This is a genomic window from Phenylobacterium sp., from assembly GCF_022402485.1.
Classification (GTDB): domain Bacteria; phylum Pseudomonadota; class Alphaproteobacteria; order Caulobacterales; family Caulobacteraceae; genus Phenylobacterium.
Genome location: NZ_JAKRSA010000003.1, coordinates 21,046 through 43,217, shown reverse-complemented (window position 1 = coordinate 43,217; position 22,172 = coordinate 21,046). Strand labels below are relative to the sequence as shown.

Annotated in this window: 16 protein-coding genes; 6 read left to right on the top strand and 10 right to left on the bottom strand. The window is 66.6% G+C overall.

Going from position 1 to position 22,172, the window contains the following annotated elements:
- Positions 1 to 197 precede the first annotated feature (197 nt).
- Positions 198 to 986, bottom strand: a complete 789-nt coding sequence (locus MH112_RS00655; protein ID WP_296562668.1) for a hypothetical protein — start codon at positions 984 to 986, stop codon at positions 198 to 200.
- Positions 987 to 1,138: 152 nt separating this feature from the next.
- On the opposite strand from MH112_RS00655, the gene MH112_RS00650 reads away from it, so the two are divergent.
- Positions 1,139 to 1,744, top strand: a complete 606-nt coding sequence (locus MH112_RS00650; RefSeq protein WP_296562667.1) for a sensor histidine kinase — start codon at positions 1,139 to 1,141, stop codon at positions 1,742 to 1,744.
- A 31-nt stretch (positions 1,745 to 1,775) separates the two neighbouring features.
- On the opposite strand, the gene MH112_RS00645 is transcribed toward MH112_RS00650, so the two are convergent.
- The 6 genes from MH112_RS00645 to MH112_RS00620 all read right to left on the bottom strand — a co-directional run bounded on the left by MH112_RS00645 (position 1,776) and on the right by MH112_RS00620 (position 8,973).
- A complete protein-coding gene (locus MH112_RS00645) occupies positions 1,776 to 2,582 on the bottom strand; it encodes an undecaprenyl-diphosphate phosphatase (RefSeq protein WP_296562665.1) in 807 nt (268 codons plus the stop codon).
- A 201-nt stretch (positions 2,583 to 2,783) separates the two neighbouring features.
- Positions 2,784 to 3,920 (bottom strand): acyl-CoA dehydrogenase family protein, encoded by a 1,137-nt coding sequence (locus tag MH112_RS00640; protein ID WP_296562663.1) that lies wholly within the window; start codon positions 3,918 to 3,920, stop codon positions 2,784 to 2,786.
- 34 nt (positions 3,921 to 3,954) lie between these two features.
- Positions 3,955 to 5,151 (bottom strand): acyl-CoA dehydrogenase family protein, encoded by a 1,197-nt coding sequence (locus MH112_RS00635; RefSeq protein ID WP_296562661.1) that lies wholly within the window; start codon positions 5,149 to 5,151, stop codon positions 3,955 to 3,957.
- Positions 5,152 to 5,183: 32 nt separating this feature from the next.
- The gene (locus MH112_RS00630; protein WP_296562659.1) at positions 5,184 to 6,392 is read right to left on the bottom strand and encodes an acyl-CoA dehydrogenase family protein; all 1,209 of its coding nucleotides are present in this window, start codon (positions 6,390 to 6,392) and stop codon (positions 5,184 to 5,186) included.
- A gap of 73 nt (positions 6,393 to 6,465) precedes the next feature.
- A complete protein-coding gene (locus MH112_RS00625) occupies positions 6,466 to 7,674 on the bottom strand; it encodes an acyl-CoA dehydrogenase family protein (protein ID WP_296562657.1) in 1,209 nt (402 codons plus the stop codon).
- Positions 7,675 to 7,749: 75 nt separating this feature from the next.
- Positions 7,750 to 8,973, bottom strand: coding sequence for an acyl-CoA dehydrogenase family protein (locus MH112_RS00620; RefSeq protein WP_296562654.1), 1,224 nt, complete (start codon positions 8,971 to 8,973; stop codon positions 7,750 to 7,752).
- 161 nt (positions 8,974 to 9,134) lie between these two features.
- Between MH112_RS00620 and MH112_RS00615 the strand changes: the two genes are divergently transcribed.
- Complete coding sequence (locus MH112_RS00615; RefSeq protein WP_296562652.1) at positions 9,135 to 10,808, top strand: GNAT family N-acetyltransferase; 1,674 nt, start codon at positions 9,135 to 9,137, stop codon at positions 10,806 to 10,808.
- Between the two features lie 11 nt (positions 10,809 to 10,819).
- Here the strand turns inward: MH112_RS00615 and MH112_RS00610 are convergent, their stop codons facing one another.
- Positions 10,820 to 11,032, bottom strand: a complete 213-nt coding sequence (locus tag MH112_RS00610) for a hypothetical protein (protein ID WP_296562651.1) — start codon at positions 11,030 to 11,032, stop codon at positions 10,820 to 10,822.
- A gap of 321 nt (positions 11,033 to 11,353) precedes the next feature.
- On the opposite strand from MH112_RS00610, the gene MH112_RS00605 reads away from it, so the two are divergent.
- The 3 genes from MH112_RS00605 (at position 11,354) to MH112_RS00595 (ending at position 16,082) form a co-directional block, all read left to right on the top strand.
- Positions 11,354 to 14,314 carry a peptidoglycan-binding protein gene (locus tag MH112_RS00605; RefSeq protein WP_296562649.1) on the top strand — a complete coding sequence of 987 codons (2,961 nt, stop codon included), beginning with the start codon at positions 11,354 to 11,356 and terminating at the stop codon, positions 14,312 to 14,314.
- A gap of 65 nt (positions 14,315 to 14,379) precedes the next feature.
- The gene (locus MH112_RS00600) at positions 14,380 to 15,300 is read left to right on the top strand and encodes a sulfite exporter TauE/SafE family protein (protein ID WP_296562647.1); all 921 of its coding nucleotides are present in this window, start codon (positions 14,380 to 14,382) and stop codon (positions 15,298 to 15,300) included.
- Entirely contained in the window at positions 15,300 to 16,082 is a 783-nt protein-coding gene (locus MH112_RS00595; RefSeq protein ID WP_296562645.1) for a TIGR02186 family protein, read from the top strand. Before MH112_RS00600 ends, MH112_RS00595 begins: the two co-directional genes overlap by 1 nt.
- A gap of 8 nt (positions 16,083 to 16,090) precedes the next feature.
- Here the strand turns inward: MH112_RS00595 and pdeM are convergent, their stop codons facing one another.
- Positions 16,091 to 16,828, bottom strand: coding sequence for a ligase-associated DNA damage response endonuclease PdeM (pdeM, locus tag MH112_RS00590; protein ID WP_296562644.1), 738 nt, complete (start codon positions 16,826 to 16,828; stop codon positions 16,091 to 16,093).
- On the bottom strand, positions 16,825 to 19,296 hold the full coding sequence (locus tag MH112_RS00585; RefSeq protein WP_296562642.1) for a ligase-associated DNA damage response DEXH box helicase: 2,472 nt from the start codon (positions 19,294 to 19,296) through the stop codon (positions 16,825 to 16,827). The genes pdeM and MH112_RS00585 overlap by 4 nt, the downstream gene beginning before the upstream one ends.
- A 62-nt stretch (positions 19,297 to 19,358) precedes the next feature.
- Between MH112_RS00585 and MH112_RS00580 the strand changes: the two genes are divergently transcribed.
- The gene (locus MH112_RS00580; protein ID WP_296562639.1) at positions 19,359 to 22,157 is read left to right on the top strand and encodes an ATP-dependent DNA helicase; all 2,799 of its coding nucleotides are present in this window, start codon (positions 19,359 to 19,361) and stop codon (positions 22,155 to 22,157) included.
- Positions 22,158 to 22,172 lie beyond the last annotated feature (15 nt).

Genomic DNA, 22,172 nt, shown 5'->3' with positions numbered 1-22,172 from the left:
AGGAAATCCGCCAGGGCATCGCCTGTGTGAAGCACCAGAACATGTCGGGCTCCGACATTGGTGACGATCACAAGGAGTACTTCGCCGGTGAAGCTGCGCTTAAGGCCGGCGGCGTCCACAACACGATGAACCAGTTCGGCTAAGCCCGTCGGTTCGTCCCATGTGACGACAGATCAGGCGGCCTGGAGCATGGCGCTTCAGGCCGCCTTTTCTATGCCCGGCGCGTCAAGGTCCCGGGGTGAGGCGCGTAGGGCCAGGATCAAGGTCACGCCGGAGACGAGGGCGGCGGCCACCAGGGCCGTCAGCGCCACCAGGGGCTTGGGATCGGCTTCGGCGACTGCCACCGCCACCAGTCCCCAGGCCACAGCCAGGCCATAGGCACCGACCCGCACCTTCACGGCAGTCAGCGCTGCCACCACCGCAACGCCCACCACCCCGGCCAGGGCGGCAGGCAGGGCAGAATCCGGCCCGATGATCCCTTGGGCGGTCAGCACGGTGAGGATGTTCAGGGCCGCAGCGGCGGTCAGCCATCCCGCCAGGAGCCCCAGGGGCCAGATCACCAGCCGGCGGGGCCAGCCGCTCAGGCCCAGCCCGGCGGACTTGGCCCGGATCAGGCCGAAGATCATTGCGGCGGCCGAGATCAGGATTACCGCCACCGAGGCCCAATCGAGGTCTGCTGCCGAGGCGATGATCCACACGCCACAGCCCAGGATGGCCACCACCGAGGGCCAGCCCACCGCCACCATGAGCGGGGCTTCACCCCGGCCAGAGCGCGCCTGGTACACCGCGTAGACGATCAGGCCCGTATAGATCACCCCCCAGATCGAGAAGGCGTAGCCCGCCGCCCGCAGGGTGCTGTTGCCATCCTGAGAGAACTCGGCGGCGCTTTGTCCCCAGCCGGTAAAGGCCTGGATCGTGGGAACCAGGATGGCGATGATCACAGCCCGGATGACTGCCAGTTTCCGTCCAATCACGCCGTCACCCATGGGGCACTCCTCTGTCTGTCAGACCTTACGGCGTCCGCAGGCCCCCGGACGCCGCCGTTGCGCCCTTTCGCGAGAGGACGACTCGTATCGACCTGTGACAAACGCTTTCATCGTGGCCATGTTCAACTGTCGGCGCGAAGGGGTGCTTACGCATGTCTGAAAACCAGGATGAGCCGGTCACCGAACGGGCCTCCGAGGTGCGCCATCGCACCGCCAACACCCTTCAGCTGTTGGCGACCTTGGCGCGAATGCGCGGCCAGAAGGCCAGCGATCTCGAAGTTCGCCGCCAGATGGTCTGGATGGCCGAGGCCATCGGTGCCCTCGGATCTCTGGAGCGCCAGCGATCGGCCGAGGGTATCGACTTCGCGGGGTACATTCAGGAGATGGCACCGGTCTGGCGCCGGCGGCAGGCCGGTCAGCCGGTAGAGGTGCTGGTCAGTGTTGATCCCATACACGTCCGCGACCAGGCCGCCTCAAGCCTCGCGCTGATCCTCAACGAACTGGTGTCCAATGCCCTGACCCATGGCCTGCAGGGTGCCGCCGTGCTCCGAATCCAGATCGGATTGGTTGCAAGCGACGGGCTGGGCCGACTGACCGTCACCGACGGCGGCATAGGGCTCGTGGCCGACGGGGGGGAAGCCCGAGAACGTTTTGGCCTATGGCTGGCCCGTAGCCTGACCAGTCAGGTGCGGGGCGAACTGGTGCTGTTGCCAGCGCCGGGCGGGGGCCTCACGGCTCAGCTGGAGTTTCCAATCTAGGCCGGTTCTCTAAGGTCAGGGTCAGGGCTGCTCAGGCGAAAGTGAGATAGGCCAGGGCCACGGACCCCAGGGCGATGCGGTACCAGGCAAACGGGGCGAAGCCGAACCGCCCCACCACGCTGATGAGGCTCTTGACCACCAGCAGGGCCGTCAGGAAGGCGACCACGAAACCGATGGCGATGCCGGTCAAGTCGTCAAAATTCAACTGGTCCCAGGTCTTGAGCAGGTCATAGGCCGTGGCCGCGACCATGGTCGGCGCTGCCAGGAAAAAGGTGAACTCTGCCGCCGTCTTGCGCTCGACCCCCATCATCAGCGAGCCCATAATCGTGGCCCCAGAGCGCGAGACGCCCGGGATCATCGCCATACATTGAAAGAGACCGATCAGCAGGGCGTTGCGCCAGGACAGCTGCTCAATGCCGTGGATCACCGGCGCAGGGGCGATCTTCTCGATGATCAGGATGGCGATGCCCCCGACGATCAGCATCACCGCGACGATGGTCGGGTTCTCCAGCATCAGCTTGATGGCGTCATAGGCGAAGACCCCGATCACCATGGCCGGCAACACCGCCAGGGCCAGGTTGCGGATGAAGGCGATGTCGTCAGGCTTGGCCTGCAGGGCACCCAGCCCGACGCCTATGAACCGCTGCGCATACACCACCAACACCGCCATGATGGCACCGAGCTGGATGACGACCTTGAAGGTGGTCTCGGCAGGGCCTTTGAAGTTCAGCAGTTCGGCCGCCAGGATCAGGTGGCCGGTTGAGGACACCGGCAGAAACTCCGTCAGCCCCTCGATGATGCCGAGGATGATCACGCTGATGAGAGAATTCTGGTCCATGCCGCCCCCGCAAACCCTAGAGGCTGCGATAGCGAATATCCCTACTCTTGGCGAGGCGGGCGGCAGTAGAAGGCAAGTTAAGCCTAGTCTTTTCCAGCCGTACGGCCTGGGCTGAGGCGAAAGACAGCAAAAAACCCCCGACCATGCGGCCGGGGGTTCTTGTCAAGCAACGCTGTCCCGGACGAGGCCGGGGACTGCGGCTTAGTAGCCCTGAAGGCGGGCGTAACGGTCGCGGTGATAGCCCTGGTTGCCAAAGGCCGCCTCAGCCGCACGGGCGCGCTTCATGTAGAAGCCCGAGTCGTGGGCGTCGGTCATGCCGATGCCGCCATGCATCTGGACCATCTCGTTGGACACCAGATGGAACACGTCGCCCATCTTGGCCTTGGCGAGGCTGACCAGTTCCGGAACGTCCGGGGTGTTGGAGTCAATGGCCTGAAGGGCGGCTTCCACCGCCGAGCGGGCCAGTTCCAGATCAGTGAACATCTTGGCCGCGCGATGCTGCAGGGCCTGGAAGGATCCGATGACCTGGCCGAACTGCACCCGGACCTTGAGGTAGTCCAGGGTCACTTCAAAGGCCTGCACGGCCGAGCCGAGCATTTCGGCGCAGAGGCCAGCGCGGGCGCGGTCCAGGGTCTTTTCCAGCAGGGCGTAGCCCTTGTCGACTTCGCCCAGGACGGCGTCAGCACCAACTTCGACACCGTCGAAGGTGATATTGGCCGCACCGCGGCTGTCGGCCAGGTGCAGACGCTTACGGCTCACGCCCTTGGCGTCGCCGGCGACCAGGAACAGGGTGATCCCGTCGGTGTCGCCCGGCTTGCCCGAGGTGCGGGCCGAGACAACCAGCAGGTTCGCCGCCAGGCCTTCCAGCACGAAGGACTTGGCACCGGTGAGCTTGTAGCCCGAACCGGACTTCTCAGCCTTCAGAGCGACCTTTTCCGGCGCGTGATGCGCCCCTTCGTCGACCGCCAGGGCGCCGACCACTTCACCCGCCGCGATCTTGGGCAGCCATTCCGACTTCTGAGCGTCGGAGCCGCCCAGCACCAGGGCCGACGCCGAAGCCAGGGCCGAGGCCAGCAGCGGAGAGGCGGTCAGGGTGCGGCCGGTTTCTTCCAGGATCAGGCCCATGGAGAGATAACCGAAGTCCGAACCACCGTATTCCTCGGGGATGATCACCCCAGCCCAGCCCATTTCGGCCATTTCGTTCCAGGCGTCGGCGTCGTAGCCAAGCTCGACCCCGCTATCGCGCATCTTGCGGAAGGCGGTGACGGGAGACTTTTCCTGCACCCAGCTCTTCGCGGCGTCGCGAAGCATAGATTGTTCTTCGTTGAGAACGGCCATCTTATTGTAATCCCTATGTAATTCTAATGAGTTCTTATTTCGGGTCGGGCAGGCCGAGGATGCGCTTGGAGATGATGTTGTTCTGCACCTCCTGCGAACCGCCATAGATGGTCGTCGCCTTACCGCCCAGCCAGGAGCGCACGGCGCCCAGCTCTTCGGCGGTGAAGTCGTCGCCTTCCCAGCCCAGTCCCTGATGACCCATCAGTTCGATGGTCAGCTCAGCGCGATCCTGCATCCAGCGGGTGCCCGCATTCTTCATGATCGAGGTGGCTGCCGAAGGCCCGGAATTGGCCTTGGATTCGACCATGGCGCGCATGGCGGTCAGCTGGAAAGCACGACCGTCAATTTCGTTCATGATCACGCGGGTACGCAGATCGGTGTCCGACAGACGACCGGCTTCATCGGTGCCCACATAGTCCTTGGCGAGCTTGACCAGGGACCGGCCACCCAGGCCCGCACCGCCGCCAGCGCCCGACAGGCCGCTACGCTCGTGCTGCAGGAGACGCTTGGCCACCGTCCAGCCGCCGTTCACCGGACCCACGACCTGATCCTTTTCGACGCGAACGTCGGTGAGGAAGGTTTCGCAGAACGGCGAGTTGCCGGCGATCAGCGGGATCGGACGCACTTCGACGCCAGGGGTGTCCATGGAGAACAGCACGAAGGAAATGCCTTCATGCTTCTTGGTGGTGTCGGTGCGCACCAGGCAGAAGCACCACTGGGCCCACTGAGCGCCCGAGGTCCACACCTTCTGGCCATTGACGATGTAATGGTCGCCCTTGTCCTCGGCGCGGGTCTGCAGGGAGGCCAGGTCAGAGCCGGCACCCGGCTCGGAGAAGCCCTGGCACCACTGCAGCTCACCCTTCACGATCGGCGGGATGTGCTGTTGCTTCTGCGCTTCAGTGCCGTACTCCAGCAGGGTCGGGCCGAACATCATCACGCCCATGCCGGCGATGGGGTTATAGGCCCCAACCCGGCCCAGCTCCTGCTGGATGATCCGGCCGTGGGCCGGCGTCAGGCCGCCGCCGCCGTACTGGGCCGGCCAGGTGGGGACGCCCCAACCCTTTTCGCCCATAGCCTTGCGCCAGGATTCCATGTCCGGGGTCGGCTCAGTGCGCTCTTCGCGCATCATCATGCTTCCCTTGCCCTTCAGGGACTTGGGGAAGTTGGCTTCGATCCAGTCGCGGGCTTCCGTGCGGAAGGCGTCCAGATCAGAGCCGCCAAAATCTGCCATTAAAATTCTCCTTGAAAATCAGTTTTTTAAATTCATTTCGCCGGCGCAGCGTCGGGCAAGCCGAGGATGCGCTTGGAAATGATGTTGTTCTGCACCTCATTGGACCCGCCGTAAATCGAGCCGGCCTTGCCAGACAGCCAGCTGCGGACAGCGGTCAGCTCTTCCTCGGTGAAGGAATCGCCTTCCCAGCCAAGGCCCTGGTGACCCATGAACTCGAGGGTCAGTTCGGCCCGGTCCTGCGCCACCTTCATATTGGCGTTCTTCATGATCGAGGTGGTTGCCGAGGGCCCGGAATTGCCCTTGGCCTCCAGGGCGGCGCGTTTGACCGTCTGCTGCAGGGCCTTGAGGTCCATATCGTTCATGACAATGCGGGTGCGCAGGTCGAGATCGGCCAGGCGACCCTGCTCATCCTCGCCCACATACTTCTTGGCGATGACCCCCAGGGAGTCCCGCTTGCCGCCTTCGCCAGCCCGGCCGCCCATGCCACTGCGCTCGTGCTGCAGGAGGCGCTTGGCCACCGTCCAGCCGCCGTTCAGGGGGCCGATCAGGTTTTCCTTCGGCACTTTCACGTCGGTGAAGAAGGTTTCGCAGAAGGGCGAGGAGCCCGCGATCAGGCGGATCGGACGCACCTCGACCCCAGGCTGATGCATGGAGAAGACCACGAAGGAGATGCCTTCGTGCTTCTTGGTGGTGTCGGTCCGCACCAGGCAGAAAATCATGTCCGCCCATTGGCCGCCGGAGGTCCAGATCTTCTGACCATTGACCAGCCAGTGATCACCCTTGTCCTCAGCCCGGGTCGACAGGGCCGCCAGGTCAGAGCCCGCGCCCGGCTCAGAGAAGCCCTGGCACCAGCGCACCTTGGCGGTGGCGATGTCGGGGATGTACTTCTTCTTCTGGTCCTCGGTCCCGTATTCCAGCAGGGTCGGGCCGAACATGCCCACGCCCATGCCACCGATGGGGTTCCAGGCGCCGATGGCGGCCATTTCCTGAGCCAGCACCCGGGCTTCCTGAGGCGAAAGGCCGCCGCCGCCGTACTGGGCAGGCCAGGTGGGAACGCCCCAACCCTTTTCACCCATCCGGTCGCGCCAGATCGCCATGTCGCCGGTCAGTTCGCTGCCGCCGCCCATGGCCCGGGTCTGGGCTTCAGTATCATGAGCCAGCGAGGTGGGGAAATTGGCTTTCAGCCACTCGCGCGCCTGGGTCCGGAAGCCGTCCAGATCAGCGCCACCAAAGTCAGCCATAATTATTCTCCCATAAATTCATTATGTTATAGTGCACTATAGCACGAAGTTGATCGCTCGGGGAGTCGCGCGCTTACTTCGGGTCCGGCAGGCCGAGCACCCGCTTGGAGACCACGTTCAAATTGATTTCCGAGGTTCCGCCCTCGATGGAATTGCCCTTGGACCGGAGCCAGGCGCGGACCAGGGCGAGTTCACTTTCGTCATAGGCTTCGCCGTCCCAGCCGAGGCCCTGATGGCCGAAGGCCTCGATCAGCAGCTCGTTACGATCCTGAGCGACCTTGGCGCCGGCATATTTCATGATCGAGGTGGCGGCGCTGGGCCCGGCATTGGACTTGGTCTCATCAGCGGCGCGGCGGACCGTGAGCTGGAAGGCGCGGGCCTCCATTCGGTGTTCGATAATCCGGCGGCGCAGGTCGTGGTCGGCAATGCGGCCGGTCTCATCAAGGCCGACATATTTCTTCGCTGCATCCTCGACGCTCATCACAGCGGCCGCCGCGCCAATGTTGCCGCCCCCGAGACCCGCCGAGATGTTGTCCCGTTCAAACTGCAACAGCCGTTTGGCCACCGTCCAGCCGCCATTCAGCGGGCCAAACAGCTGGTCCTTGGGCACCTTCACGTCCGTGAAGAAGGTCTCGCAGAAGGGCGAACCGCCATTGATCAGCAGGATCGGCCGGACATCGACACCAGGGCTGCGCATGTCGATCAGCAGGAAGGAGATGCCCTCATGCTTCTTCGAGGTGTCGGTGCGCACCAGGCAGAAGCACCAGTCGGCGAGATTGGCACCCGACGTCCAGATCTTCTGGCCATTGACCAACCAATGGTCGCCCTTGTCCTCGGCCCGGGTCTGTAGAGAGGCCAGGTCAGAGCCGGAGCCTGGCTCCGAATAGCCCTGGCACCACCGCACCGAGCCGGTGACGATCCCGGGCATGTGCTGCTGCTTCAGCGCCTCGGTGCCGTACTCCAGGAGGGTGGGACCAAACATCATCACGCCCATGCCGCCGATGGGATTGCGGGCACCGATGGCCGCCATTTCCTCAGCCAGAACCCGGGCCTCGGCCCGGGACAGACCACCACCGCCGTATTCCTTGGGCCAGGTCGGCACACCCCAGCCCTTGGTGCCCATGGCCTCACGCCACTGGCGGGCCGCAGGATCCTCTTTGCCGCCGGCCGCCGCTGCGGTCTGAGCGGCAATATCGCCCTTCAGGGCGGCAGGGAAGTTTGCGTTCAGCCAGGTCTTAGCCTCGCTGCGGAAGGTATCGAGATCGCCGCCAAAATCGGCCATGGAAATCCGCCTTTGCAAAATGTCGTCCGGGGTGTCCGCCGGCCGAAAATGCGACCGGCGGCTCTGCGCAATCGCCTACTTTGGATCGGGCAGCCCCAGAACGCGCTTGGAGATGACGTTCAAATTCACTTCGCTGGTGCCGCCTTCGATGGAATTGCCCTTCGACCGCAGCCAACCCCGGGTGGCCAGCTTTTCACCCGCCGTAAAGTCTTCGCCGTCCCAGCCCAGCCCCTGATGGCCCATGGCCTCGATCATCAATTCAGAGCGGTCCTGGGCGAAGCTCGCCGCTGCGTACTTGATGATGGAGACGGCGGCGCTGGGGCCGTTGCTGGCCTTGGCTTCAGCTGCCGTGCGGCTGATGGTCAGGCCGAGGCACTGCATGTTCATCTTGTTTTGGGTGATGCGGCTGCGCAGATCAGTATCAGCCAGGGCACCGCTGGCGTCGAGGCCATGATAGCCCTTGGCCACATGCGCCAGATCGCCGGCTGTGCCGCCAGCCCCGCCGCCGCCGCCAAAGCCGCCTGAAATGTTCTGGCGCTCGTACTGCAGCAGGCGCTTGGCGATGTCCCAGCCGCCATTGACCTTGCCCACCAGATTGCCCTTGGGGACCTTCACGTCGGTGAAAAAGGTCTCGCAGAAGGGGCTTTCACCGGAGATCAGCTGGATCGGCCGGGTCTCGACGCCGGGGGTGCGCATGTCGATGAGCACGAAGGACACCCCCTCATGCTTCTTGCTCGTGTCCGTCCGCACCAGGCAGAAGCACCAGTCAGCCTTGTCGGCATAGGAGGTCCAGACCTTCTGGCCATTGATCAGCCAGTGGTCGCCCTTGTCTTCGCAACGGGTTTGCAGGCCCGCCAGGTCGGAGCCCGCGCCGGGCTCCGAATACCCCTGACACCAGCGGATCTCGCCCTTGATGATCTTCGGCAGGTGGGCCTGCTTTTGCTCTTCATTGGCGTATTCCAGCAGCACCGGACCCAGCATCCAGACCCCGAAGGAGGCCAGGGGCGTCCGATAGCGCCCGGCGTTGATCTCCTGATCAAGGATGCGCGCCTGCGCCGGGCTCAAGCCACCGCCGCCGTATTGGGCTGGCCAGGTCGGGGCGGTCCAACCCTTTTCGCCGACCTTTCGCATCCAGGCGATCTGGGGATCGGAGGAGTCCTGGAAAACCCGTCCCCCCCACATGGCCTCAGGATCGACCTCGACCGACGGATCGCGCAGCTCTGCCGGATAGTTTGCCGCCAGCCAGGTGCGGACTTCCGACCGGAAGGTGTCGAGGTCTGCGCTGCCGAAGTCGGCCATGAAGAACTCCCAATGATGGAACCGGATTTTGCGCGCCACATTAGCGCCGGGCGAACGCAGAGCAAGCGGCCTTGCGAACACGTGTTTGAAGCCAAACCGACGCTGTCCTTAACGAATCCGGTCTATATACGGGCGGACTCTTCATCAGGACGCTCGACTTTATGAGGCTCTTGCGCGAACTGCGGCCCGCCGGCCTGGCCGCAGCCCCGCTGACCGGCGCCATCCTCACCCTGGCGGCCGGTGTGATGCTGGTGGTCTCGGCGGCGACCCCGTCCGTGCCGAACCGTTTCCTGCTGCTGGCGGAAATGGCCCCGGTCATCCTCATTGAGCTCTCCCACTTTCTGTCCAGCGTGCTGGGCCTGATCCTCATTTTCCTGGCCTTTGGCCTGCGCGCTCGTCTGGATGCCGCCTGGATCGCCACCATGGTGGCCTTAGGCGTGTCGCTCCCCCTGACCCTGCTCAAGGGCATTGTCTGGGAGGAGACCGCGTGGCTGGGGGCCTTGCTGTTGTTCCTGGCCCCGTTCCGTGACGCCTTCACCCGGGAAGCCCGCCTGTCGCGGATGGAGATCACGCCCGGGTGGCTGGTGTCCGCCGCAGCCCTGGTGGTGGGGGCGGGGCTGCTCGGCCTCTGGTCCTTCGAGAACGCCAATTATGGGCACCAGAGCTGGATCAACGTCATGGTGGAGGATGACGCAGCCCGCGCCATCCGTGCCTGGGTCGGGGCAGCGCTGGGGCTCATGGCCTTTGGGATCTGGCGACTGTTTGCGTCTGCCGCAAAGCCCCGTGTGGTCACCCCTGATGACCATGACTTTCAGCAGGTCCGCGCCATTCTGGCCTCGGCCCAGGCGGCGGAACCGGCCTCCAACCTCGCGCTCCTCGGGGACAAGCGGTTCCTGTTCTCCCAGAGCGGGGACTCCTTTCTGATGTTCGGGGTCCGTGGGCGCTCCTGGATCGCCCTGGGGGCGCCGGTCGGGCGCCGCGACGAACGCCTGGAACTGCTCTGGCGCTTCCGGGAGTTGGCCGACGCCCATGCCGCCCGTCCGGGGCTCTACGCCCTGGGGGCGGATGACCTGCCCGAAGTGGTCGAGTTGGGCTTCTCCCTGCAGAAGATCGGCGAGGCGGCAGTGGTCCCCCTGGAGACCTTCTCGGTGGAGGGGCGCAAGCGCGGCAACCTGCGCAGGGCCTGGCGCAAGGCCGGGGAGGAGGGCGCGACCTTCGAGGTTGTGCCCCCCGGTCAGGTGGCCGAGGTGCTGGACGAACTCCAGCTGATCTCGGACGAGTGGCTGGACAACCATGCCGGCGGCGAAAAGCGCTTCACCATGGGGGCCTTTGCGCCGGCCTATGTCTCGGAGTTTCCCATCGCTCTGGTGCGCCAGGATGGCAAGCTCGTGGCCTTTGCCACCCTATGGACGACCAGCGGGCGAACGGCCTTTTCCATGGATCTGATGCGTTATGCCAATGCGGCGCCTAAGAACATCATGGACTTCCTCTTTGTGGAGTTGATCGCCTGGGGCAAGGCGCAAGGCTATCAGGCCTTCGAGTTTGGCATGGCGCCCCTGGCGGGTCTCGAGGGCCGCCCCTTTGCGCCCATCATGTCCAGGGTGGGCCGGCTGCTCTACGAGCGGGGGGAGGAGATTTACAATTTTCAGGGCGTCCGGCGGTACAAGGACAAATACGATCCCCTCTGGCAGCCCCGCTATCTGGCCGCACCACATAAGTGGGCCATACCCCTGTTGCTCGCCGATGTGGGCCTGCTGTCATCGGGGGGCATGGCGGCCTTGGCCAAGCGCCCACGGAAGTCTGATCCACGTTCAGAGGGCAGCGGTGAAGGCTAGGCAGATGGTCGCTAAAAACGCCGGGGCCCGGTGACCACGCCCATCATATTGACCAGGTGGACCAGGACCACGATGAGGCAGGCTGCCGCCATGAGCATAATGAAGCGATAGGGCAACATTCTTGGCCCACGGCGGAGGTCAGGGGGCCGCGCGCCCATCCATCCGGAAAACACGGTCACGGCCAGGAGAGCGGCGCCCAGCGCCAGGGTGACGGACAGGTCCATAAGCCTCGCGTTAGCCCAGCCCTGCCTGAAGGGCAAACCCTACGGATTAACCTTTCGTTAACCCCCTCGGCCCCTGTTGCCGGACAGGCGGCCCTGGTCGGGGCCGTCATCCACAGCTGATCACTCCAAACGCTACATCTAGCGTTAACCTTGCGTTTACACCCCAAGGCTCGGTGGTTAGCGTCCATATTGGGTAGGAGAACGATTCGAATGACGGCGGCGACGCCATGGAGCGTCAAGGGCATTGACCCGAAAGCTCGGGAGGTCGCCAAAGACCTCGCCCGACGCTCGGGAATGACCTTGGGCGAATGGCTCAATCGAATGATTCTAGAGGATGAAGGTCCGGAGGATGCCGTCTCCGAGGCCGATATCGTACGCCATCCCGCGCCCCAGTATTTCGAGAGCGCCCGTCGGGCAGAGGATGCTCCGCCCCGGGTTGAGGCTGCCCAGCATCCCGCCGATGAAATGGGCCGCATTGCCCTGGCCCTCGATCGCCTGAGCGAGCGCCTTGAAGTTTCCGAGAGCCGGACCGGTTTGGCCGTGTCGGGCGTCGAACACTCTGTTCGCTCAGCCCTGGCCCGGATCGAGGCGGCTGAGCGTGAGCATATTGCCGTGGCGTCGAGGTTCGAAGGCGCGGTTGAGGGTGTGGCCAGCGAACAGGCGCGGATCGCCGATCGGCTGCGTCGTGTGGAGGCTGAGGCCGCAGGCCCGCGCTCGGCGGAAGCCTTGCGCGCCCTGGAAGGTGCCGTCGCCAAGGTCGCCAATCATCTCTACGACGGTGAAACCCGCACGCGGGAGGCCTTGGGTGCCATCGAGGCTCGGGTCGACCGGGTGGCGGCGCAGGGGGGCAGTGAGTCTCCTGGCCTGATCGAAGAGGTTGTCGGTCGTGTATCGCAGCGGCTCAGTGAAGCCGAGATCCGCACAACCGAGGCCCTCGACAGTCTGAGAGAGTCGTTTGCCCATCTGGACGGGCGCATTCAGTCGGTGGAGTCCGGCGATGTCCCGGCCTTTGACCGGCGGCTGGAGGAAATGGCCGCCCGGCTCACCGAGCGGCTCGAGGCTTCCAGGGTCGAGATGACCCAGAAGCTGCACGCGGCGGCCGATGGTCGGTTCGACCGGATGGAGCGCCGGTTGGGTGAAATGACCAACCATGTGCGAGATGCCGAGCAGCGCTCCGCCCAAGCCATCGAAGCCATGGGGCGCGAGGTGCTCAGCATGGCCGAGAACCTGCACCGTCGGGTCCAGACGGCCGAGCACCACAGTGCTCAGGCCATTTCGACCGTCGGCGGTGAGGTCGCCCGGATCGCCACGGCCATGGAGGCCCGTCTGGGTCGGTCAGACTCGATGCACGCCGAGGCGCTGGAGCGTCTGGGAGGCGAGATTGCCAAGATTACTGAGCGCCTCGGGGAGCGGATCGCTACCGCTGAGCGGCGCTCGGCCCAGGCCATCGATGATGTCGGCGACCAGGTGGCCCGGGTCACTGAGCGGATCAGCAGCCGTCAGGATCGGGCCGCCGAAGAACTTTCCGAGCGTATCCGTCAGAGCGAAGAGCGTACGGCGCGTCTGCTGGAGCAGGCCCGCGAGCGCATCGACAACCGGCTGGCCGAAGCCCCTCGGAATCTGGAGGCCGCATCGGTCGCCGAGCCTGAAGCCCCGACGCCCGCACTGCAACCGCGGTCAACGACTGCTGCCCTGGAGGCTTCCCCCTTTGGGCTAGAAGACTTTGCTGGCTTCGGCGTCACCGAGCCTCGGGGCGAGCCCATGACGCGGCAGGCCTTTGCGGTCGCCGACGAAGCCTTCCCAGCCTCGCAGGCCTTCTCCGCCGAGGCCGAACGCCCGCCCCTGGCGGCGGAAGATTTCGAGGCTGCGGACGGCTTTGCGCCGCCGCCGATGTCCCGCCGCGCCGAGCCGCCGGTTGTGGACGACTTCGATCCCTTCGCAAATCCTGAGCCTGCACCCTCACCGCGCGCACGGGCTGAGAGCGCTTCGCCTGCTCCGCAGATGCGGGCCGAACCGGAGGACGAGTTCGGCTTTGAGGACGAGGCGGAGTTCCTGGAGCCGCAGGTTGCGCCGAGCCGCGCCACCCAGCCCCAGGCCCTCTCCACCCGTGAAGTCATCGCCCAGGCCCGCGCTGCGGCCCGCGCCGCACCCGCTCCTGACGCCAAGGGCCGTAAGGGCAAGGGCAAGGCAAAGGACAAGGTCGTTCCCGAGCCAAAGGCGGCCGGCGGTTCGCTGTTCAGCAGCTTCTCGGTTAAGCCCAAGAAACGGGCCAGTTCGACGCTGCAGACGGCCCTGCTGATTTCCGGGGGCGCTGCGTTCCTCGGCATGGCGGCCGGCGGCATGGTGCTGATGGGCGGGGATCCATCAGGGGATCTGCCCGCCCGCGTGGCCCAGGCTGTATCTGCTGGACGGACAGCCCCCGGGGATATGGCCGCCCTGGAAGCTGAAGGCGCAACCCCTCGCGCCTCCATCGCCCTGGCTCCGCAGACCGCCTTGGATGATGAAGACGCGGCCCTGTCGGGCCAGATGCGCGATGATTTTCCAGCCCTCTATGCCGAGGCCGTCCGGCAGGTGGAAGAAGGCGTCGCCGGCGGAGTCGACGAGGTTAAGCGGGTGGCCAATCTTGGCTATGCGCCGGCCCAGTTCTACCTGGCCAAGCTCTTTGAGACCGGTGGCGCGGGTGTCCCGAAGGATCCGACCGAGGCCCGCCGCTGGACCGAGCGCGCCGCCCAAGGGGGCGACCGCAAGGCCATGCACAACCTCGCCCTCTACTATTTCGAGGGTGTCGGCGGCGCAAAGAACTCCACCACCGCCGCCCAATGGTTCCGTCGGGCTGCCGATCTGGGCCTTGTAGATAGCCAGTACAATCTCGGGCGGCTCTACGAAGAAGGCTTTGGGGTCAGCCAGAACGCCGCTGAGGCCTATAAGTGGTTCATGATCGCTGGCCGTGCCGGTGACAAGGATGCTGCGGCCAGCGCCGAGCGGATCAAGGGCAGTCTGACGCCAGCCGCACAGGCGGTGGCTGAACGTGCCGCCAGCGCCTTCCGGCCGACCGAGGCGGCTGCCCCGGTCGCCACGGCGGCAAGCGGGGTGTCCCCCGAAGCTCTGCGGACGGCGCAGCGTGCACTTTCGCGGCTGGGCTACTATCAGGGGCCGACCGATGGCGCGGCCTCGCCAGCCCTTCGCCTTGCGGTCGCCGCCTATCAGCGTGATCAAGGCCTGGCCGCCACAGGTGCCCTCGACCAGACGACGGTTTCGAAGCTCTCCGTCTTCACCCGTTGATCGACCGGCGGCGGCCCTAACGCTCGGACGCTCCGGCGTCCCAAGATCTGTGAGGCGCTAAAGGCGTGGACATCTACCTGCCCATAGCGGAGGTCTCGGTGAACGCCGGGGTCCTTGTCCTGCTTGGGGCGGTGGTGGGGTTCATCTCTGGCCTGTTCGGGATCGGTGGCGGCTTCCTGATGACGCCGATCCTGCTGTGGATGGGCATTCCCCCCGTGGTCGCCGTGGCCAGCGAGGCCAATCACGTGGCCGCGTCCTCGGCCTCCAGCGTGATCTCCTACAGCCGCAGACGCCAGGTGGACTTCCGCATGGGCGGGGTGCTGGCCGCGGGGGGTGCCTTGGGTGCCCTCGTGGGGGTGGAGGTGTTCCGCTGGCTGCGCCTTATGGGCCAGGCCGACTTGGTGGTCTCCCTGTCCTACCTGATCTTTCTGGGGCTGATCGGGGGGCTGATGCTGGTGGAGTCGGTGGGCTCGGTGCTGCGCCAGCGGCGCGGCCTGGCGCCGGCCAAGCCGCGGGACCGGCGTCCCGTCTGGCTCTATGGCCTGCCCTTCAAGGTCCGATTTCCCCGCTCCAGGCTCTATATCAGCGTCATTCCACCGGTGGTTCTGGGCATTTTTGTCGGCATTTTGTCCGCCATCATGGGGGTCGGCGGCGGCTTCATCCTGGTGCCGGCCATGGTCTATCTGCTGCGCATGCCTGCCGGTGTGGTGGTGGGCACCAGCCTGTTCCAGATCATCATCACCACCTCCCTGGCCAGCATTCTGCAGGCCGGGCGCAATCAGTCGGTGGACATCGTCCTGGCCACTCTGCTGCTGCTCGGCGGGGTTCTCGGGGCGCAGTTCGGCGCCCGGGCTTCGTCCCGCTTCCGGGCGGAGGAACTCCGCGCGGTGCTGGGCCTCATCGTGCTGATCATGGGCCTGCAGATGGGGCTGGTGCTGTTTATCAACCCCGAGGATCCGTTCATCCTGGTGGGGGCTGGCAAGTAATGATCACCCCCGCCCTGCCGCCGCCGGCGATCGTCGCCCCTGAACCTGGCCCGACGGTTTCGGCCGCTCTCACCGAAGCCAATGTCCGGGTCACCTCAGCCTTTTCGGGCGCGCAGATCGTCCTCTATGGTGCGGTCTTTGACCCAGAGACCCGACCGTCCGACGTGGTGGTCATCGTGCGGGGACCCGACCAGCCCATCCGGATTGCGCGCAAGGTGCGCGTCGCCGGCCTTTGGGTGAACTCCCGACCGGTGGTGTTTGAGGGGGCCCCCGGCTTCTACATGGCCGCTTCCTCGCGCCCCCTGACCGAAATCGCCAGCTTCTCCACCCTGCGGCGGCTGGGGGCGGGCATTGATCACCTGCCCATGAACGCCCCTGAGGAGGAGCGGATCGAGACGCGCTATGGGGTCCGGGATGTGGTGGTCAGCCGCCTTGGGGGCGACTATCTGGAATGGCGTCGGGCGGTGATCCGTCTGAAGGAAAAGGCCGATCTCTACGCCACCGACCAGGACGGGGTCCGGTTTGTCGACAAGGGCCTGTTCCGGGCCGAGATTGACCTGCCCACCTCTGCGCCCATTGGCGAGTATCAGACCGAGATCATCCTGTTCCAGGAAGGGGAGCCCGTCTCCCGACGGTCGAGGACGATCACGGTGGAGAAGGCCGGGCTGGAGCGCTGGCTCTATCTGTTCGCCCACGAGCGGCCCTGGCTTTACGGCATTGTCTCGGTGATCATCGCCCTGACCTCTGGCTGGCTGGCCTCCGTGGTCTTCCGAAGGCGCTAAAGGCCATCTCAGTCGCGGGTCAGCGAGCGCCAGCCGATGGCGTGCACTCGGTCGCGGCCCAGGGCGCCCGCCATCGGCGGGCGGGCGAAAAGGCCGGAAAAGGCCGCGTCCTTCAGGTTCAATCCCCCGGCATAGGCCCCGAACGCCGGCAGGATCATCCGGCTTCCGTCGGTGGCGAAGCAGCGGCGCCGCACAGTTCCGCGCCCCGAGCTCACCCGGGCGCAGGGGTGCAGGTGCCCCGACAGTTCCCCTGGCTGTTCACCAGGTTCCGGCTCGTGCCGCAGAACCAGGGGGCCAAGGGTCATGGTGTCGATCACCTCGCCCGGCAGACGTCGGGGGCCTTCGGCGTCATGGTTGCCCACCAGCCAGATCAGGGTTCGGCCCGCGGCCAGTGCCGCCAGCCGCTGCGCATCGTCGGGCGCCAGCCGGTCTTCAGCCCGACCGTCGTGGAAGCTGTCCCCCAGGAAAATCAGCACGCGCGGCGACAGGGCCGCCACCTCGGCCTCCAGGCGGTCGAGGGTGTCGCGGGTGTCATAGGGCGGCAGGAACTGGCCCCGCATGCCATAGGCCGAGCCCTTCTCGAAATGCAGATCGGCGACGATCAGGGCCTGATGGGCGAGGTCGAACAGGGCACCCGAGACGCGCATGCGCAGCGCCGCCCCAACGATCTCCATCTCCAGTCCGCCGCAGGGGCTTTGGGCGAAGGCATAGGGGGCGGGGGCAGGTATGCGGGGCAGGGCGGTCATGAGCTGGCTTCAGCAATCAGGTCTTGGGCGGCCTCGGCCAGGATCATCTCGCCAGAGGCTCCAGCCACCCGTTCCCGTCCGATCTCCAGCAGCATGGGGACCGAAAAGGGGGACAGATGATTGAGCGCCGCATGGCGAATCTTGCCTTGGATGCGGGCCAGCATATGGCCCACCCGCGCCACATCGATAAGCCCGGTGGCCGCATCCTCCCGGGCGCAGCGCAACAGCAGGTGATCGGGCTGATGGCGGCGCAGCACATCATAGACAAGGTCTGCCGAGAAGGTGACCTGCCGCCCTGACTTCTCTGCCCCTGGGAACCGCCGCTCGATCAGGCCGGCCAGGATGGCGCAGCCCTTGAACGCGCGCTTCATCATGTAGCTCTCGGCCAACCAGTCCTCCAGATCATCCCCGAGCATGTCCTGGTCAAAAAGGGCGTCGAGATCGACCCCGTCCATGGGGTTGAGGGACCAGACGGCCAGCGCATAGTCGTTGCAGACAAAGCCTAAGGGCGCCGCCCCCATCCGCTCCAGCCGCCGCGTCATCAGCATGGCCAGGGTGGTATGTGCCAGGCGGCCTTCAAAGGGGTAGCAGACCATGAAGTGGCGCTTTACCCTGGGAAAAGTCTCCACCAGCATCTCGTCTTCGGCGGGGATCAGGGAGCGGTCCCGCTGCAGTTCCAGCCACTCGCGCACATCGGCGGGCAGCACCGACCAATGGCTCTGGTCGAACATCAGCTCGCGCACCCGCTTGGCGAGGAAGGTGGACAGGGCGAATTTCGAGCCGCCCCAGGACGGCAGCTTGGGGTCACTGGCCGGGGCTGGCGTCACCAGAACATCCAGGGCGGTGACCCCCACCAGCCGCCAGACCTGACCGGCAAAAACGAAGGTGTCCCCGGGCTCCAGGGCCTCCAGATAGCCTTCCTCCACCTCGCCGATCTTGCGGCCGGCGCGGCCGCCACGGCCAGCGATGCGGACGCTGAGCATGGCCGGTGAGAGGATGGCCCCGACGTTCAGGCGATGGCGCAGGATAGTGTCGGCATTGCGCGCCCGCCACAGGCCGTCTTGCCCCTTCACGATCCGCCGGTACCGGTCATAGGAGCGAAGCGCGTAGCCGCCGGTGGAGACGAAGTCGACCACCTGCTCGAAGTCCTCCCAGGCCAAAGCTCGATAGGGGCCGCAGCTGCGGATCTCGTCATAGAGGGCCAGGGCGTCGAAGGGCTCCGAACAGGCGCAGCCCATGACGTGCTGGGCCAGGATGTCCAGGGCGCCAACCCGGGGCGGATCCCCGTCGAAGCGGTTCTCGGCAATGGCCTCCCGGGCGGCTTGGCACTCCAGCATCTCAAAGCGGTTGGCGGGCACGAACAGGGCGCGGCTGGCCTCGTCCATCCGATGATTGGCCCGGCCGATCCGTTGCACCATCCGTGATGCGCCCTTGGGCGAGGCCAGCTGGATGACCAGGTCCACGTCTCCCCAGTCGATGCCGAGATCCAGGGTCGAGGTGCAGACCACGGCCCGCAGCTCGCCTCGGGCCATGGCGGCCTCCACCTTGCGGCGCTGCTCGGCGGCGAGCGAGCCGTGGTGCAGGGCGATGGGCAGGGCATCCTCGTTCAGCCGCCACAGCTCCTGGAAGGCGAACTCGGCCTGAAAGCGGGTATTGACGAACACCAGCGCCGTTCGGGCTGTCTTGATGACCTCATAGACCTCGGCCATGGCGTGCTGGGCGGTGTGGCCGGCCCAGGGTACCCGGCCTTCCGACAGCAGCACATCGACGATGGGCGGCGCTCCGGCCGGGCCCAGCACCAGATCGACTGGCGGCGGGACGTCCTCGCCGGCATGAAAACCCATCCACCGACGGATCACGTCGGGATCATCCACCGTCGCCGACAGGCCCACGCGGCGCAGGTGAGGGCTGAAGGTCTGCAGTCGCGCGATATCCAGGGCCAGCAGGTCGCCGCGCTTGGTGGAATGCAGGGTGTGGATCTCATCGAGGATGATGCAGGACAGGTCCTCGAAATAGGCCCTGGCCCCTTCCCAGGCACAGAACAGGGCCAGCTGTTCGGGCGTGGTCAACAGGATGTCCGGCGGTTTGACCCGCTGGCGCTGGCGCCGGGCCGCGCCGGTATCGCCGGTGCGGGACTCTGCGACTATGGAGAGGCCCATCTCACGGATCGGCGTGGCCAGATTGCGCTCCACATCCACCGCCAGGGCCTTCAGCGGCGAGATGTAGAGGGTATGGACCCCCCGGGGCGTGTTGGCCGGCGGCCGCTCAGCCAGCTCGATCAGGCTGGGCAGAAAACCAGCCAGGGTCTTGCCTCCGCCGGTGGGCGCAATCAGCAGGGCGTCACGGCCGGCCTGGGCGCGGGCGACCATCTCAAGCTGGTGAGATCGTGGTGCCCAGCCGCGCGCGGCGAACCAGTCGGCGAAGGCGGCCGGCAACAGGTCAGCGGAGAGGGCGGCGTCTTCGGCCATAGACCCGCCTCATAGCATGTTCCCGTTCCGTTTCACGCCAAATCCCGGTAGGAGTCGCAGCCGTGAACGCGCTCGCCCCCGCCCTTGATCTGGCACCCGCCCTGGTGGTCCTGCCGGGCCCCCGCGCCGGGGCGGCCGATGCGGATCGGGCTGAGGCTTTGCGGGCCCCTGACGCCCGGGATCTGTTCGAGCGCGGGCCGGTTTTGGTGGCTCACGCGGCCATGACCGCTCGGCGGCTGGCCCTGCAGCCGCCGCCCCGCAGCCCGCGGATCTTTGACGCCCTGGAGCTGTTCGCCTTCGTCCGGCCGGCGACCTTCTGCGCCCCCTCGGCCGCAGGGCTGGCTCAGACGCTGGGCCTGGCTGAACCCAAGGGGGCACCGGCCCAGGCCAGCGCCCTGCGCCAGGCCTGCCTGCTGCTGCTGGAGGAATTGGCCCGCACCCCTCAGCCCAATCGGGAGGAGGCCCTGGCCCAGGCGGAGACCCTGGCCCGGGGCGGTTGGGCCTGGGGGGCCGCCGTGATCGGTGCCCTGCGCTCGGCGCCGGTGGGCAATGCGTTCCGCGGTTCGGGCCTCGATGTCTGGAGCCGAATTCCTGAGTGGGAGGATCAGGCCCCGCCGGGCGAGGCCGGCTCCCGCCCCATTGCAGGACCTGAGGCCGCCCAGCGGCTGGCCGAGCTGCTGCACCGGGCAGGTCTGGACGAAGCCCGTCCCGCCCAGGCGGAGTTCGCGTCCGAAGCCGCCTATGCCTTCCAGCCCCGGGAGAAGGAAGGCGAGCCGCGCATGATGCTGGCCGAGGCCGGCACGGGCATCGGCAAGACCATGGGCTACCTTGCGCCCGCCTCCCTGTGGGCCGAGGCCAATGGGCCAGCCGTCTGGGTTTCGACCTATACCCGCGCCCTGCAGCGGCAGATTGAGCGCGAGAGCCACGCCATCTATCCCGACGAAAAGACCCGCGCCCGCAAGGCGGTGGTCCGAAAAGGTCGGGAGAACTATCTCTGCCTTCTGAACCTGCAGGACGCGGTCAACGCCGCCCAGCTGGGCAATGGCGACCTGGTGGGCCTGACCCTGGCTGCCCGCTGGGCCCGGGCGACCCGGGACGGGGACATGACCGGGGGCGACTTCCCCGCCTGGCTGCCGACCCTGTTTGGCCTGCCCACGCCGATACAGGCCTCGGCCGCCAATCTGGTGGACCGCCGGGGCGAGTGCGTCCACGCCGGTTGCCAGCACTACCGGACCTGCTTTGTGGAAAAGGCCATCCGCGGCTCACGCCGCGCCGACCTGGTGATCGCCAACCATGCGTTGGTTCTGACCCAGGCGGCGTTCGACGGGGCCCGCGCCGCCCGCGGCTCCAAGGCTGACAGCGAGACGGCGCACCTGAAGCGTCTGGTGTTCGATGAGGGCCACCACCTTTTCGAGGCTGCCGACAGCGCCTTTTCCGCCGCCATCTCCGGCGCCGAGGCCGCCGAACTGCGCCGCTGGCTGCGGGGGCCGGAGGGCCGGGGCCGGCGGGGACGGGGGCTGGAGACCCGGCTGATGGACGTGCTGGGGGATGCTGAGGAGGCCAAGCGCGCCTTGCTCGCCGCCCTGAACGCTGCGGCTGCCCTGCCGGGTGAGGGCTGGTCAGGCCGCATTGCGCCGGCCACCGGCGAGGTGAACCCCATCGGCGCCATCGAGGCCTTCCTGGTGGCGGTGCTGGAACAGCTGCGCGCCCGGGCCGCGCCTTCCGAGGTGGGCATGGAGTGCGCCGCCCGTCCGGCTCTGGACCTGGTGCGCGACACCGCCCGGGAGGCGGCGGCGGCTCTGGCCCGCATCGAAGCGCCCCTGCTGGCCCTGGCCCGCCACCTGGAGGATCTGCTGGACGCCGAGGCCGCGACGCTGGGGCCCAGTGAGCGGGCGCGGATCGAAGGGGCGCTGCGAGGGCTAGACCGTCGGGCGCGGATGACCCTGCCGGCCTGGCGCTCGATGCTGCGGGCCATCGACGAGGACGCCGACGACGATCCGGACTTCGTCGACTGGTTTGACGCCACCTTCCTCTATGGACGGGTGGTGGATGCCGCCTGCCGAAGGCACTGGGTTGATCCCACCGAGCCCCTGACCAATGCCGTCATCGCCCCGGCCCACGGGGTGCTGGTCACCAGCGCCACCCTGGCCGATCCCGGTCTCGATGATCCCTTCGCGCTCGCTGAGATGCGCACCGGTGCAGCGCGGCTGCCCGACCGGCCCAAGACCCTGAAGCTGGCCTCACCCTTTGACTACGCCGCCAATGCGCGGGCCTTCGTGGTCACCGACGTGGGCAAGGATGATCCCCGCCAGGTGGCCGCGGCCATGCGCGAGCTGTTCCTGGCGGCGGGCGGCGGCGGCCTTGGCCTGTTCACTGCCATCCGTCGCCTGCGCGCGGTGCATGAGCGCATCGCAGGTCCCCTGGCTGACAAGGGCCTGGCCCTTTACGCCCAGCATGTGGACGCGCTGGAGGTCGGCGCCCTGGTGGACATCTTCCGGGCTGAGGAGGACGCCTGCCTGCTGGGCACCGACGCTGTCCGGGATGGGGTGGACGTGCCGGGTCGGTCCCTGCGCCTGCTGGTCTTCGACCGGGTGCCGTGGCCGCGCCCCGACATCCTGCACAAGGCCCGCCGGGTCCGCTTCGGCGGCAAGGGCTATGACGACTCCATCGCCCGGGGCCGCATCGCCCAGGCGTTTGGCCGCCTGATCCGCCGGGCCGACGACAAGGGCGTCTTCGTCATGCTCGATGCGGCCGCTCCCACCCGCCTGTTCTCCAGCCTGCCGCCGGGGGTGGAAATCCAGCGCATGGGCCTGGTGGAAGCCATCGAGGCGACGGCTGAGTTCTTGAAAACCGACAGCTGAAACCTCTGACGGTAT

Coding starts and splice junctions, on each gene's coding strand:
- MH112_RS00655 (WP_296562668.1), bottom strand. CDS start 986: ATGGGTGACGGCGTGATTGGACGGAAACTGGCAGTCATCCGGGCTGTG.
- MH112_RS00650 (WP_296562667.1), top strand. CDS start 1,139: ATGTCTGAAAACCAGGATGAGCCGGTCACCGAACGGGCCTCCGAGGTG.
- MH112_RS00645 (WP_296562665.1), bottom strand. CDS start 2,582: ATGGACCAGAATTCTCTCATCAGCGTGATCATCCTCGGCATCATCGAG.
- MH112_RS00640 (WP_296562663.1), bottom strand. CDS start 3,920: ATGGCCGTTCTCAACGAAGAACAATCTATGCTTCGCGACGCCGCGAAG.
- MH112_RS00635 (WP_296562661.1), bottom strand. CDS start 5,151: ATGGCAGATTTTGGCGGCTCTGATCTGGACGCCTTCCGCACGGAAGCC.
- MH112_RS00630 (WP_296562659.1), bottom strand. CDS start 6,392: ATGGCTGACTTTGGTGGCGCTGATCTGGACGGCTTCCGGACCCAGGCG.
- MH112_RS00625 (WP_296562657.1), bottom strand. CDS start 7,674: ATGGCCGATTTTGGCGGCGATCTCGATACCTTCCGCAGCGAGGCTAAG.
- MH112_RS00620 (WP_296562654.1), bottom strand. CDS start 8,973: ATGGCCGACTTCGGCAGCGCAGACCTCGACACCTTCCGGTCGGAAGTC.
- MH112_RS00615 (WP_296562652.1), top strand. CDS start 9,135: ATGAGGCTCTTGCGCGAACTGCGGCCCGCCGGCCTGGCCGCAGCCCCG.
- MH112_RS00610 (WP_296562651.1), bottom strand. CDS start 11,032: ATGGACCTGTCCGTCACCCTGGCGCTGGGCGCCGCTCTCCTGGCCGTG.
- MH112_RS00605 (WP_296562649.1), top strand. CDS start 11,354: ATGATTCTAGAGGATGAAGGTCCGGAGGATGCCGTCTCCGAGGCCGAT.
- MH112_RS00595 (WP_296562645.1), top strand. CDS start 15,300: ATGATCACCCCCGCCCTGCCGCCGCCGGCGATCGTCGCCCCTGAACCT.
- pdeM (WP_296562644.1), bottom strand. CDS start 16,828: ATGACCGCCCTGCCCCGCATACCTGCCCCCGCCCCCTATGCCTTCGCC.
- MH112_RS00585 (WP_296562642.1), bottom strand. CDS start 19,296: ATGGCCGAAGACGCCGCCCTCTCCGCTGACCTGTTGCCGGCCGCCTTC.